Origin of the sequence: Paenibacillus caseinilyticus (assembly GCF_027533645.1) — a bacterium.
In the GTDB taxonomy this organism is placed as follows: domain Bacteria; phylum Bacillota; class Bacilli; order Paenibacillales; family NBRC-103111; genus Paenibacillus_G; species Paenibacillus_G caseinilyticus.
In genome coordinates, this window is sequence record NZ_JAQAGY010000026.1 from 83,962 (window position 1) to 96,754 (window position 12,793).

Below are 12,793 nucleotides of genomic sequence, written 5' to 3' on the forward strand. Positions count from 1 at the left end.
GCTTAAGCCTCCCCGCTGCTTGCATAATACAGAATTTGCTCTTGTGTCGCCTCGCTTCGGTGAAGCTCCTTGACCACTTTGCCATAGCTCATGACGAGGATGCGGTCGGCGATACCGAGAATCTCGGGAATCTCGCACGACAAATAGATCACCGCTTTGCCCTCTCCGGCGAGCCGGCCGATCAGCCGGTAAATATCGCTCTTCGCACCAACGTCGACGCCCTTGGTAGGCTCGTCGAACAGATATACCCGGGCGCCGGTGGGCAGCCACTTGCCGACGGCGACCTTCTGCTGGTTGCCGCCGCTCAGGTGCTGGACGAACTGGTCTCGGTGGGGAGGCTGGATGCCGAGCTCGGCAATCCGTTCCTCCGCATTCGCGCTCTCCCGGCGACCGGAGACAAAGCCGAGCCGGCTGAACTGCTTGAGCAGCGGCAGGGCGAGATTGCTCATCACCGACTGGGAGACGAGCACGCCCTGCTTGCGCCGCTCCTCCGGCACGAGCGCGATCCCGGCGCGGACGGCCTCCGCCGGCGAGGACAACCGCAGGGGCTGTCCGCCGAGCCGGATCTCGCCGCCGGTGAGCGGGTCGGCGCCGAAGAGCAGGCGCGACAGCTCGGTCTTGCCGGCGCCGACGAGGCCGACGACGCCGAGAATTTCCCCTGCGCGCACGCTCAGGTCGACCCCGCGCACCTTCGTGCCGAAGGTCAGGCCGCGCGCTTCGAGTACCGTCTCGCCTATGGGCACCACGGCTTTGGGGAACTCCTCCTCGAACGGCTTGCCGAGCATCTCTTCGATCACGCGGTGGGCATCGGTCTCGGCCGCAGGCTTCGTAGAGATGTGCCGGCCGTCGCGCATGACGGTGACGCGGTCCGCGATCCGGAACACTTCGCCGAGACGGTGCGAGATGAAGATGCAGCCCACGCCGTCGGCCTTGAGCCGGTGCATGAGGGCGAACAGCTGGTCGGCCTCTTCGCCGCTGAGAGGCGCGGTAGGCTCATCGAAGATGAGGAAGCGGGCCTTCTGGGCAAGCGCGCGGCCGATGAGCACGAGCTGCTTCTCAGCGATCGACAGGTCGCCGGCTTGAGCCCGGACATCCAGGCCGGACAGCCCGAGATCACCGAGCACGCGCGCGGCCTCTTTCTCGAGCTGGCTCCACTGCAGCCAGCCGGGGCCGGAGGTCAGGCGGTCCAGCATGATATTCTCCGCCACCGAGAGGGTGGGGACGAGTGCCGTGTCCACCTCTTGGTACACGCACTGGATCCCGCTGCGGATCGCATCGATCGGCGACTGGATCGCAAGCCGTCGCCCCCCGATGACGATCTCTCCCTGATCCGGCGAATAAGCTCCGGAGAGTACCTTCATGAGCGTGCTTTTGCCCGCACCGTTGGCGCCGAGAAGCGCATGGATTTCGCCGGGGCGGACATCGAAGTCGACGTCCTGCAGCGCAAGTACGCCGGGGAAGGATTTCGAGATCTGTTTCATATGAAGCGGGCCTTCGGCGGAACGGGCGCCTTCAGGATGAAGCGGTTCTTGAGACGATAGCGTCATAGGAAGGATGCGCTCCCTTCATCGGAATGGACGGAAGCCGGCCAGCGCGTGAGACCCGGCCGCCGGTTGATAAGCAAAATCCCACCGGAGCGGTGCCGGTGGGATGCGTGTTACTTCGCTGCAGGAGTCTCCGCCTTCTTAAGCCAGTCGGTGTAGCCCTGCTGGCTGTTGCCCCAGCCTTTGACGTGCTCGCTCAGCTGGGCTGTCGAGATTTGCTCCTTCGGCAGCTGGTCGCGTGCGACGAATACGGGCTCAAGCACCACCTTGTCCGGCGTTTGGTCGCCGTGCAGCTTCTGGTACAGGTAGCGCACCTGGATGCGGCCGATGTCCTTCGGATCTACGGCGGAAGAGGCGATCCACGGGCTGTTCGCATCCTGGATCATTTGGAGATCCTCGTCGCTCATGTCGATGCCGTAGACCTTGATCTCGGTACGGCCCGCCTGCTGGATGGCGCGGGAAGCGCCTTTGGCGAACTCGTCCCACGAAGCCCAGACGGCAGAGATATCGCCTTTGTTCGGGTACTTCTTCAGGATGGCCTCCATCTGGGCCTGCGTATCGAGGGCGGTGTTCTGCGAAGCGGCGCCGAAGGCGGCCACTTCCTTAATGTCCTTATACTTGTCCTGGAACGCTTTGTAAGCAATCTGACGGCGTTCCATCGGAGCGAAGCCGGCCACCCAGATCTTGACGATATTGCCTTTGCCGCCGATATCGGAAGCAAGGCGTTCGAGTGTAGCTTCGGCCATCTTGGCGTCGTCCTGCTGAAGGACCGTGACGCCCGGCACGTTGATATCGCCGTCGAAGGCCACGACCGGAATTTTGCGCTCGATCGCTTTTTTGACGCCGGCTTCGAGGGCTTCGGCGGTACCGTGGTCGATGAGAATACCGTCGACCTTCTGGTTGATCGCCGCATCGAGGTTCGAGGACATCTTGGCGAGGTCGCCGTCGGCAGGGGTGACGGTCACTTTGCCGCCGAGTTTCTCTATCTGCTCTTTGACGCCTTCAATATATTGGGCCGAGAAGGTCCCGAGGTTGATCTGCATGATGAGGGCAATCTTTTTGCCTGAGAGCGGGTTCGACGCATTGGCGCCGGCCGCAGTTTCACCGGCATTGGCACTCTCGGCCGCGGGCTTGGCCGTTCCGCAGGCTGCGAGGCTTACGGACAACAGGACCGTCAGCACGGACAGCATGCTTTTTTTCCAGAAACGCATGAGTGGTTCCTCCCCAATCTTCATCTTGTATTCTATTATAATTCCAATGGAATTACTGGTAATAGTTACTGTATCATCCGGCCAACGGTTGGTCAATCCCTTCGGCGAATTTTGTCGTAATTCCACTGATTTCATACCAAAAAGCCCGGAACGGCAAGGAAGCCGATCCGGACTGCCGGTTGTGCGTGATTGCGAACGTTTACAGAGTTGAGTAGACAGGCTTCGATCTGCTTAAGTCAGGAGAAAAGCTAGAGCCGCGATCGCAACCGAGATATAATGAAGGAGATCAAGCCATGGTTTCTTGGGACGCTGGGACAGGGAGAAGGTCATGTAAACCGAGCGGATGATGATAATCAGCAGGGCGGCTTGAAACAGGAGCTGGGGCATAAGGATCCCTCCGCATTCATCGGGTATAGGTTTCACTACTCAGCTTATGCCGCAGCACTCCCATATCATGCCAACTGCCTTTGGAAGGGAAGTGCAACCTTTTTAAGCCGGATGGCGTCTAGAGGATAACTCCGGAGAATTAGACAATGAACCAAGAGAGGTTGTTATTTATGCGAAAAAAACAACATGCGATCACAGCGGTCCTCTCGGCCGCAGTGCTTTTGACGGGAACTTTTGCTTCATCTGCTCTGGCTTTCACGGATGTCTCGGGAGAGCAGGCGGCGCCGATTCTCGACCTGAAGGAGAGAGGCATCGTGAGCGGCTTGGAGGGTGACCGGTTTGTTCCACAAGGCAAGACGACTTATGCGGAAGGCATCACCATGCTGGTGAAGGCTTTTCATCTGAACATAGACAACATGAAATTTATCAAGGCTCCCCAGACGAGCGATTATTTCACCAATGTGCCTAACGATGCCTGGTATGCGGACAGTTTTATTAAGGCGCACTTGAATGGTGTACCGCTGCCGAAGGATGTCAATCCGGGGGCGATCTTGACGCGTGAAGCCTTCGCGAACCTGCTGGTGCATACGGTGGAGTCTCAAGGGGAGTTCCCGATGGTCAAAATGTATATCGAACTTGCCGACGAGCAGGAGATGGATCCGTCGCTTAGCGGCGCTGTCCAGCGGCTCGTACTGTACAAGTTTGCCTCCATTGGCGAGGACCGCAAGTTTTATCCGAAACGCGAGCTGACCCGCGGAGAAGCGGCGGTCTGGCTGCATAACGCGATCCGTTTCGTCGAATCCCACCAAGGCCAGCCGGCGCCCGCTCCCGCTCCCGCTCCTCAGGGGGAGGAGGTACAGGTGACGGTGGAGAAGGTGAGCACGGACGTGAACCGGGTCGTGCTCTCCCGCGGTTCGAAGCCGACCTCCGGGTATGGCATTCAGATTACGGGTCTCCGGTTCGAAGAGGGGGGCCGTGCGGTGATCAATTATAAGCTGACGGATCCGGCGCCGGGCAGCATGAACGCTACGGTGGTTACCGAGCCGAAGGCTGAGACTTACATCTCTTCGAAGTACCAACCCGCGGTCGAGCAGGAAGCATAGAGCAAGTATCTCCCTCTATTGATCTGCTGACACGAAGCAAGTGTAACGCACTCAGCGCCACGCATCCGGATACCGCCGCACCCTAGAGGCCTCTGCTGAACCGACCGGTTCCGGCTGAGGCCTCTTGTCCTGCCAGCGTGCCGTATAGCGGCGGGTGCCGGACTCCCGTGCACGGGGATTCAGATTGCCGGCCAGCGGGTAAAACGGGTATACTATCGATCAACATCCAGCAGCAAACAATCATTGACGCAAGCGATCTAGAGGAGGATATAGATATGCAGAAAATGACCAAGGAAATCAACGGAGTTCGTTTATCTTATACAGAAGCGGGCGAAGGCACGCCTGTGGTGCTGCTGCACGGATTCTGCGGCTCTTCCGCGTATTGGGACGAACTGGTGCCCCTGCTCGAGAGCCGGTGCCGGGTAATTGTACCCGATCTTCGGGGGCACGGGGATTCCGCGGCGCCCGATGGCAGCTATTCCATGGAAACGTTCGCAGAAGAGACGGCAGGCTTTCTGAAGGCGCTTGATCTGGGCCGCACAGTAGTGCTCGGTCACTCGCTCGGAGGGTACATTACGCTGGCGTTGGCCGAGCGTTACCCGGATCTGCTGCTTGGCTTCGGCCTCATCCACTCGACGGCACTGCCGGATGACGAGAAAGGCAAAGAAGGCCGGTTGAAGGCCATGAATACGATCCGCGAGCAAGGGCTGCCTGCGTTCATTGAGGGGCTGATTCCGAAGCTGTTCGCGCCTGCCCATCTAGAGTCCATGCCGCAGGCCGTGGACAAGGCCAAAGAGATCGGGCTGGGCACGGATCCCGAAGGCGCGGTACGTACGCTGGAGGGGATGCGCACCCGTCCGGACCGTCAGGCGGTACTGGCTGAGGCTCAGGTGCCTGTGCTGCTTGTAGCCGGTACGGGGGATGGGGTCATCGCGCCGGAGAAGACCTTTGCCGTAGATGGGGAGCATATTACGAAGAAACAGATCGACGGCGCCGGCCATATGAGCCTCGTCGAAGCGCCGGGTGATTTGGCGCAGGCGATTCTTGCCTTCACGGCGTCCATATAAGTAATGCAGGAAGATAGGGAAGGTCCCGAGGCAGGGGCCTTCTTTTTTTATCTTCATGAGCAGCAGACCCATTGACGGGTAGAGGAGAGGAGGCATATACTTAAAATACCAAAGTGAGTAATCACTCATTCCTTCATAACCCTGCATCCCAAGTGAGGACTCGCAGCGCATATAACGGAGGCGATGGCTATGAATCGAACGGTAGATACGGAGGTTTGCATTGTCGGGGGCGGTCCAGCCGGACTGATGCTCGGGCTTCTGCTTGCCAAGGCGGGAACACGGGTGCTTGTGCTCGAGAGCCACTCTAATTTTGACCGCGAATACAGGGGGGAAGTGCTTCAACCCCGCTTTCTGCAGATGCTGGAGGAACTGGGCCTGCGTGATTATATCGAATCGTTCCCGGGCTCCAAGGTGCGCTCCGGCGCCTTTTACTACAAAGAAAAGCTCCTCGGCGAGTTCCGCTTCGACAGCTTCTCGAAGGACATTCCGTATGCGCTTTGGATGCCGCAGCCTATTCTGCTCAATGCCTTGTATGACAAAGCCCGTGCGATCCCAACTTTCGACCTTCTCTACCAGGCTTCCGTGAATGAGCTTCTATGGGAAGGGGATGGCGTCTGCGGAGTGGTCGCCGATACGCCAGATGGTCCGGTCACCGTACGTGCCCGTGTCACGGTCGGCGCCGATGGCCGCTTCTCGGCGGTCCGCCGGCTTGGGGGCTTTGAGATGGAATACGAGCATCATCCGGGAGACCTCATTTGGTTCAGTGTGCCGCGGCCTGCGGGCTGGGGGGAAGCACTGCGTATGAAGCTGACCGATGGACACGGGTTTGTGATCCTGCCCAAGTACCCCGATCTGCTGCAGGTCGGCATGGCCGTTCTGCCCGGGGAGTGGAGGGATATCCGCAGCCAGGGCATCGCCGCGCTGAAGAAAGAACTGCTTGCCGCCCATCCGGCCTTCCGGGTGTTTGCGGAAGAGCTGCAGGATTTCAAACCCTTTGTCCTGCTCCAAGCCAAAGCGTTCTACGTGCGTGAATGGGCGAAGAATGGATGTCTGCTTATCGGCGATGCGGCACACTGCGCCTCCCCGATCGGAGCGGTCGGCGTCTCGCTTTCCGTCGCTACGGCGGTCACGGCTGCAGGAGTGATTCACGACGCGCTTCAGGATAACGACGTATCCGCCGCACGGCTTCACCGTGTACAAGAGCTGCGCGGCAAGGAACTGCGTGCGGTTCACCGCATCCAGGAACGGGGGGCGAAGATCATGTTTGCCTCCTCGCCTGCGCTCCGCTCTCTGGTTCCCGTGCTGATCACCCTGGCGGCAAGGCTGAGGCTCATTTCCCGGATCCAGCGCCGGACCTTGCTTCAGCCGCAGCCGCTGAACGTTCACCCCCGGTTTCAGTTCGAAGGCTGAGAGGTTGTATTTGCAGGCAAAATCGAGGCGCCAGCTCGATTCTTCTCCGAGATCGCTTCCGTGGCCGATGGTCTGCGGAGGCGTTTTTGTAATAATAGAATTGATATCTCACCAGGGCTCGATCCTGTCTTCTTATATTTCTAATAAACGCGCCTTGTCCTTTAAGGACAAGGCGCGTTTATCTTGTCTGCTTGAGGGCCAATTTGGGGTAATGATAATAGGGGATGGGCGGAGCCGCAGACGAGCAGGGTGTAGTATAATGACAGGAGAAAGTGCGTACGAAGGGAAAGGAGCGTGTTCACATGAGCGAAGAGCAGAGGGTTACGGAGGAGTATGCCGTTGTCTTTTATGACGGGGTATGCGGCTTCTGCCAGAAGATCGTGCAGTTCATCCTGCCTCGGGATCCCGAGGGGAAATTCCGGTTTGTGGCGATTCAATCCGAGCTTGGACGCCGCGTCCTGACGGAGCATGGGCTCGATCCCGAAGAGCTGAGCACCTTTGTGCTGCTCGACAAGGGAAAGATCTATACGAGGTCTACGGCTGGATTGCGGGTGCTCCGCGAACTCGGCGGGCTATGGCGGCTGCTGTACTTGTTCATCGTCGTTCCGAGTCCGCTTCGGGATCTCATCTACAAGCTGATCGCAGGCAACCGCTACCGTCTGTTCGGCAAGACCGATGCCTGCCTGCTGCCGCGTCCCCAGGAGCGGGCGCGTTTTTTGAACTAGACAAGGTTCGCGGACGCCTGTTTGGTTAGCCGGTTCGGTATTGTCTGCTGGGCCGCGTCAAGCCTGTTCCTTCATATGCTCCGGTGCCGCTGTTCCGATGCGCCGGAGCTTCTTTATTCCTATGAAGACGAAGGGCGCTGAGGCCTCTACGCACAGTAGGAGGAGAAGGAGGCAGGAGAGGGAGGCGAGCACCGACGCGGGCCCCGTCCACCACAGGGACGGTTGGGCGAAGTACGGGATGAGCGCGACAGCAAGAATCGGCGGAGCGTTCAGAGAGAACCGCCGGATGAGCCAGATCGTCCCGAGTGCCGTACACAGAAAGGCCAGGCCGCCGGCATGGGAGAAGTAGAAGCAGGAGCCGAGCAGTGAGGCGAAGGTCGCACCGGTAACGAGCTTCATCATATCCTTGAAAGCGAAGGTACGGGACACGAACAAATAGGAGAAGGCGCCTAGTGTAGGGTAGAACAAGGCTTTCAACGCCGGAAAATGGACTGAAATATAGTAAATCGCAAAGAGGTACAAGGAAATCGTTACGGTTTTAACATGATTCATTCGGATAATTCCCGCCTTTGGCCTAGAGACTTGCGTGCCGCATAAGCGGCAATCCGGTATTCATGATACTATGGCCTTTTTGGTGCGTCAATGCCCTAAAGCGGCTGGTTTCCCGATTTTTGTCGCTACCTCCCTCTGGCATACTGTCCGGGGGGGAGGCCCACCAGCTTTTTGAACATGCGGATGAAGTGTGAATAATCGTTGAATCCGGACCTCTGGCACGCTTCCGTTACGTTGCACCCTTCCTTCAGCAGCTTTTTGGCCAGTGCTACGCGCTTTAGGAGGATATATTCATGGATCGAACTGCCCGTGTGCCTGCGGAATAAGCGGCTGAGGTAATACCGGTTCGTATAGAAGTGCCCCTCCAGCGATTCGAGCGTCAGATCCTGCTCCAGGTGGCGGTCGATATATTCCAGCACAGGCGCCAGCTTGTCATGAAGCCCATGCCCTCCCGCGGCATGAGGTGCCAGGTTTTCGCGGAAGGCCCGGTTGACCACGACGAGGAGCTCCGTCATCCAGAGGGTGAGCAGCAGGTCGGAGCCGCTGCGGCCGGCTGCGAGCAGATCGTCTGTTTTGCGGAACAAGGCCAGCGCTTCTTCCCGCTGCGCCAGGCTTAAGGCGATCCGGCTGCCCTCTCCCTGCGGGCGGTTGACGAAGCAATCCAACAGAGGATAAGCCGAGAGGGAGGCCAAGGCGGTGGCTACGGTAGGATCGAAGTGAACGACAATGTTCTCGTAAGGAGCATCTGAGCGGAATGTAGGCTTATGCAGCTCCCGGCTGTTCATGATAAGCAGATCCCCGTACTGGAGAGGATAGACGTTTTTTTCGACGAGATAGTGAACATCCCCCGATATGAAGAAATAGATCTCAAAGCGGTCATGCAGATGAAAATCGATCTTGAGCGGTATCTCCACCCGGCGGTGACAGTATTGAAAGTAGGCGCTATCTCCTGAGATGAACAAGCGGCCGTGGCCCTCCCTTGACCAGAAAAGTCACAAAAAGCATGAAATGAAGCAATTCGTGCAAGGATTCTGATTAAATTATACGGCATCATAGAGAGAACTACTATACGAAACTAGGTGAAACCGTGAGAACCTTAGGCATAGCTCTTATCGGATGCGGCGCCATTTCGGCTGTACATTTGAAGGCGGTTGCAGCGCTTCCCATGGCCAAGATCATAGCGGTCTCAGACCTCGATGAGACCCTCGCCCGGAAGACGGCGGAGCAATATGAGTGCGCATACTTTACGGATTATCGCGAGATGTTGGAGCGGGAGGACGTAGATGTCGTTCATATTTGTACCGGCCATTACCTGCATGCTCCGATGACCGTCGACGCCCTGGAGGCAGGCAAGCATGTGCTTACGGAGAAGCCGATGGCCGAGAATTTGGAGGCCGCGCAGAGCATGCTGGACGCTGCCTCACGCAACCCGTCCGTTCAGCTCGGCGTTATTTTCCAGAACCGGTATAACCCTGCTTCCGCCGCGATGCGCAGGTATGTGGAGTCCGGCTTGCTCGGCAAGCTCCTCTGCATGAAGGGGATCGTTGCTTGGCATCGCGGTCCGGGCTATTATAGCAACGAATGGAAGGGGCGCTGGTCGACGGAAGGCGGCGGAGTGCTTATCAATCAGGCGATCCATACCTTGGATCTGCTGCAGTGGCTGGGCGGAGAGGTGGAGAGTCTTAAGGGCTCTATGTCCACGGATGCGCTCGAAGGAGTCATTGAAGTAGAGGATACGGTGCACGCCCATCTGCGCTTCGCAGGCGGCGTAACCGCCGTTTTCTATGCGACGAATGCGTACGGGACGAATTCGCCTATAGAGATCGAGCTTGTGTTCGAGAGGGGGCGGCTTCACTTGCAGGGAGATTACTTGTATCTGCATCAGGATGGAACGCCCGTTATACTCAGCGAACCGATCGTGAACGATCTCGGGGACAAATCCTACTGGGGCGTCTCGCACACCGACCAGATCCGGGACTTCTACGAGCACCTTCTGGAGAACCGCCCGTATGCGATCGATGGAGCAGAAGGGTTCAAGACGCTGAAGCTGGTTATGGATATCTATGCATCTTCACAGCTGGGAAAGCGGATCGAATACAAGCGCCCTGCCGCCGCACCCCGTACCGAATAGCCTCAAAAGCGCAGTCCGCTTTCCCATAGGGAAGGCAGCTGCGCTTTTTTTGTCGTCCGTAGGCTGATTCACGCCTGCTATCTCCCTGATGACTTACGCCGCGAGTAGAAGTACGACAGCAGTAGAGTCCCCGCGAACCAGGCTGCGGCATGTAGCGGCGAAGGCATCGACCACAATGAAGGGATAGCCAGCGCGGCCAGACACAAGGCGTGAATTCGCAGTACAACCCGTGCGGCGGAGCGGCTGCGCAGGGCGGGCGGAAGCGGATAAATGAAAGACCAGTCCGAATGGCGGTACGCCTTCTGCAGCTCCTTGAGCTGAAGAGCCGTCAGACCAGCGAACAAGGCATATACGATGCTTGTCGCGAGAGCTCCGCTTATCAGAGCGAGCAGCAGGACACCGAGCAGGGTGAGGCGCACCGTAACGCCGAACCATTCCGACCGCAGCCATACCAGCGTATACAAGAACCGGTACGTGTCATTAGGCTGATGGCGGAAGCCTCCGATCGCTGCGAGCAGTTTCCCAGGCGCATGGACGGATCGCGGCCGTCCCTGAACGGTAGGCACATCAATGAAGTTGTTCAGCAGGCGGAAGGTCACGCCGCGGTGCCGTTTCTCCAGCTCGACGAGGCGGGGCCAGTTGGCCGGCGTTCTTCTTACCGGATACAGACAAGCGAGATAAACCAGAAGCAGAAGCCCGGCCCCCAGGGTTCCTTGCCATATTTGCAAAGCGGTCAGCAGGTATACGGTCCCGGCCGCGATAAGGGTTCGGAGCGCCACATACAGGAAGATGATTCTTTTCTCTGTGAGCCTGATCTCCAGGTTCCGTCCGTAGACCATGATTCGTTTGATCACCACCAGAACAAGGAGGATGTGAATGAAGAGCAGGAAGTTATGTTCACCCGCCGCTTTGGCGTATAAGGGCCAGGCAGCAAGCCATGCAACCAAGAGTGCCGCCATCTGCAGGCTGAAAGAGCGGCGGGAAGCCTTGGCGAAGTATGCGGACATCCGGGACTCCATCGGCATGAGGAAAATGAGATCCGCTTCTTTCATATAAGTCCGTATCGGACTGAGGGCTGCGGCTGGGAAGAGAATGCAGGCCGCCAGCAGCCGGAAAGGAAAGGACGGAGGCGGGGAAGTCAACAGATAGTGATACCCAATGCCTGCTCCGAGCATGAGCAGGACGATAGCGAGTGCGGCACTTTGCAGCGCATAGACCGCGTAGGGGCGAATTTCCGCCAGGAAAGCTGCGGTTCGTCCATTCCACAATTCCTCTGGATTTTGGAGAGTCTTAGAGATAACCGGTTCCTTCATGACTTGCACCCGCTAGTGCTGACGAGATGGCAGAATACATCATCAAGCGAGGCTCCCGGCATATTCGCTTGATCTCTCAGCGCTTCCATGTCTCCTGAAGCGGTAAGCACCCCTCCGTGCAGCAGGAGAAACCGGTCGCCGTACTTTTCGATCGTGGACAGAATATGCGAGGAGATGAGGATGGCTGCGCCGCTGTTCTTCACTTTCACCATGAGCTCTAACAGGGAACGGATCCCGAGCGGATCGAGACCCAGGAACGGCTCGTCGATGATGTAGAGTTTAGGCTGTACGAGGAATGCGCTCATGATCATGACCTTTTGCTTCATTCCTTTGGACAGATGCGCGGAGAGCCGGTCCGCATAGGCGGACATCTGGAATTCTTCGAGCAGTTCTTCGGCCCTGTTCTCGAATGCGGACGCCTCCACTCCATAGGCCATGGCTGCCATTGCCAGATGTTCCTTCACTGTAAGCTCTTCATATAGTAACGGGCTTTCCGGTACATAGGCATACGTACGTCTATAGGTAGTCGGATCTTCCTCCAATCGGCGGCCCTCCAGCCGGATCGATCCGGAATGGGGCTCGAGCAGTCCGAGGATATGTTTAATGGTGGTGCTTTTGCCCGCACCGTTCAATCCGATGAGTCCGATCATCTCGCCTGCACGGACTTGAAAGGAGAGCTGATGCAGCACGGGCTTCTTCCGGCTGTATCCGCCCGTCAATTGTTCGACTGTAAGCAAGGATTCCATAGTATAGCTCCTTTTACGGTGAATGGAGGCTTCAACAGATCTTTATATTGGAAAACATACACTCTTGCCCCGCCATATGCAACTATGGTACATTATCACTCCGGCCGAGCAGCTGGCAGTGATAACAACACCATGCGAATGGATGATAGAATTTGGGACTTGCTATTCCGGTCTCATTTATGGTAAATTAACTTTCGCTGTCGCATCAATTCTTTACTAGTATTCACTGATCTGCACCAGCGGGTTCGTCCCCTGGAATGGAAAAAGAAAGTGCTTGTCAAACGAATTGCAAATGTGGTAGAGTGTAAAACGTTGTCGAAACAAATGAAGCGGACATGAAGGTTGGCGAAAATTACCGCTTGCTAAGACGATAACGATGTGATAAGTTGGTTGAGCTGCTTCGGCGGCTTGAGTCAAACGAAACGAATTGCCCTTTGAAAACTGAACATCGAGTGAGTGTTAAATATAGAAGCTCAGTAATGAGTTTCTGCCATGCTTCAAAATGAGCAAGTCAGCTTTTCTTTAATGGAGAGTTTGATCCTGGCTCAGGACGAACGCTGGCGGCGTGCCTAATACATGCAAGTCGAGCGGATCATTTCCTTCG

General features: G+C 57.3%; 12 protein-coding genes and 1 rRNA gene. 6 read left to right on the forward strand and 7 right to left on the reverse strand.

Annotated elements, in window-relative coordinates; translation table 11 throughout:
• Positions 1 to 2 precede the first annotated feature (2 nt).
• From O9H32_RS27595 to O9H32_RS27605, 3 genes are all read right to left on the reverse strand, one after another.
• Positions 3 to 1,547: a sugar ABC transporter ATP-binding protein gene (locus tag O9H32_RS27595; protein WP_406627394.1), complete on the reverse strand. Its 1,545-nt coding sequence runs from the start codon at positions 1,545 to 1,547 to the stop codon at positions 3 to 5.
• A 110-nt stretch (positions 1,548 to 1,657) separates the two neighbouring features.
• Positions 1,658 to 2,755, reverse strand: coding sequence for a sugar ABC transporter substrate-binding protein (locus O9H32_RS27600; RefSeq protein WP_269869333.1), 1,098 nt, complete (start codon positions 2,753 to 2,755; stop codon positions 1,658 to 1,660).
• Between the two features lie 231 nt (positions 2,756 to 2,986).
• Positions 2,987 to 3,142, reverse strand: a complete 156-nt coding sequence (locus O9H32_RS27605) for a hypothetical protein (RefSeq protein ID WP_269869334.1) — start codon at positions 3,140 to 3,142, stop codon at positions 2,987 to 2,989.
• A 170-nt stretch (positions 3,143 to 3,312) separates the two neighbouring features.
• On the opposite strand from O9H32_RS27605, the gene O9H32_RS27610 reads away from it, so the two are divergent.
• The 4 genes from O9H32_RS27610 to O9H32_RS27625 all read left to right on the forward strand — a co-directional run bounded on the left by O9H32_RS27610 (position 3,313) and on the right by O9H32_RS27625 (position 7,447).
• Positions 3,313 to 4,245 (forward strand): S-layer homology domain-containing protein, encoded by a 933-nt coding sequence (locus tag O9H32_RS27610; protein WP_269869335.1) that lies wholly within the window; start codon positions 3,313 to 3,315, stop codon positions 4,243 to 4,245.
• A 275-nt stretch (positions 4,246 to 4,520) separates the two neighbouring features.
• Positions 4,521 to 5,312, forward strand: a complete 792-nt coding sequence (locus O9H32_RS27615) for an alpha/beta fold hydrolase (RefSeq protein WP_269869336.1) — start codon at positions 4,521 to 4,523, stop codon at positions 5,310 to 5,312.
• Between the two features lie 189 nt (positions 5,313 to 5,501).
• Positions 5,502 to 6,722: an FAD-dependent monooxygenase gene (locus O9H32_RS27620; protein ID WP_269869337.1), complete on the forward strand. Its 1,221-nt coding sequence runs from the start codon at positions 5,502 to 5,504 to the stop codon at positions 6,720 to 6,722.
• A gap of 302 nt (positions 6,723 to 7,024) precedes the next feature.
• Entirely contained in the window at positions 7,025 to 7,447 is a 423-nt protein-coding gene (locus O9H32_RS27625; protein ID WP_269869338.1) for a thiol-disulfide oxidoreductase DCC family protein, read from the forward strand.
• A gap of 57 nt (positions 7,448 to 7,504) precedes the next feature.
• Here O9H32_RS27625 and O9H32_RS27630 read toward each other — a convergent pair whose 3' ends face one another.
• Both O9H32_RS27630 and O9H32_RS27635 read right to left on the reverse strand, forming a co-directional pair.
• On the reverse strand, positions 7,505 to 7,999 hold the full coding sequence (locus O9H32_RS27630) for a hypothetical protein (RefSeq protein WP_269869339.1): 495 nt from the start codon (positions 7,997 to 7,999) through the stop codon (positions 7,505 to 7,507).
• A 125-nt stretch (positions 8,000 to 8,124) separates the two neighbouring features.
• Entirely contained in the window at positions 8,125 to 8,961 is an 837-nt protein-coding gene (locus tag O9H32_RS27635; protein WP_269869340.1) for an AraC family transcriptional regulator, read from the reverse strand.
• Positions 8,962 to 9,086: 125 nt separating this feature from the next.
• On the opposite strand from O9H32_RS27635, the gene O9H32_RS27640 reads away from it, so the two are divergent.
• Positions 9,087 to 10,130, forward strand: a complete 1,044-nt coding sequence (locus O9H32_RS27640; protein ID WP_269869341.1) for a Gfo/Idh/MocA family protein — start codon at positions 9,087 to 9,089, stop codon at positions 10,128 to 10,130.
• Positions 10,131 to 10,207: 77 nt separating this feature from the next.
• Here O9H32_RS27640 and O9H32_RS27645 read toward each other — a convergent pair whose 3' ends face one another.
• Both O9H32_RS27645 and O9H32_RS27650 read right to left on the reverse strand, forming a co-directional pair.
• Complete coding sequence (locus O9H32_RS27645; protein ID WP_269869342.1) at positions 10,208 to 11,398, reverse strand: ABC transporter permease; 1,191 nt, start codon at positions 11,396 to 11,398, stop codon at positions 10,208 to 10,210.
• Between the two features lie 41 nt (positions 11,399 to 11,439).
• On the reverse strand, positions 11,440 to 12,189 hold the full coding sequence (locus O9H32_RS27650) for an ABC transporter ATP-binding protein (protein ID WP_269869343.1): 750 nt from the start codon (positions 12,187 to 12,189) through the stop codon (positions 11,440 to 11,442).
• A 522-nt stretch (positions 12,190 to 12,711) separates the two neighbouring features.
• Between O9H32_RS27650 and O9H32_RS27655 the strand changes: the two genes are divergently transcribed.
• A 16S ribosomal RNA gene (locus O9H32_RS27655) occupies positions 12,712 to 12,793 on the forward strand; the annotation flags it as partial.

Coding starts and splice junctions, on each gene's coding strand:
- O9H32_RS27615 (WP_269869336.1), top strand. CDS start 4,521: ATGCAGAAAATGACCAAGGAAATCAACGGAGTTCGTTTATCTTATACA.
- O9H32_RS27625 (WP_269869338.1), top strand. CDS start 7,025: ATGAGCGAAGAGCAGAGGGTTACGGAGGAGTATGCCGTTGTCTTTTAT.
- O9H32_RS27610 (WP_269869335.1), top strand. CDS start 3,313: ATGCGAAAAAAACAACATGCGATCACAGCGGTCCTCTCGGCCGCAGTG.
- O9H32_RS27620 (WP_269869337.1), top strand. CDS start 5,502: ATGAATCGAACGGTAGATACGGAGGTTTGCATTGTCGGGGGCGGTCCA.
- O9H32_RS27605 (WP_269869334.1), bottom strand. CDS start 3,142: ATGCCCCAGCTCCTGTTTCAAGCCGCCCTGCTGATTATCATCATCCGC.
- O9H32_RS27650 (WP_269869343.1), bottom strand. CDS start 12,189: ATGGAATCCTTGCTTACAGTCGAACAATTGACGGGCGGATACAGCCGG.
- O9H32_RS27600 (WP_269869333.1), bottom strand. CDS start 2,755: ATGCGTTTCTGGAAAAAAAGCATGCTGTCCGTGCTGACGGTCCTGTTG.
- O9H32_RS27595 (WP_406627394.1), bottom strand. CDS start 1,547: ATGACGCTATCGTCTCAAGAACCGCTTCATCCTGAAGGCGCCCGTTCC.
- O9H32_RS27630 (WP_269869339.1), bottom strand. CDS start 7,999: ATGAATCATGTTAAAACCGTAACGATTTCCTTGTACCTCTTTGCGATT.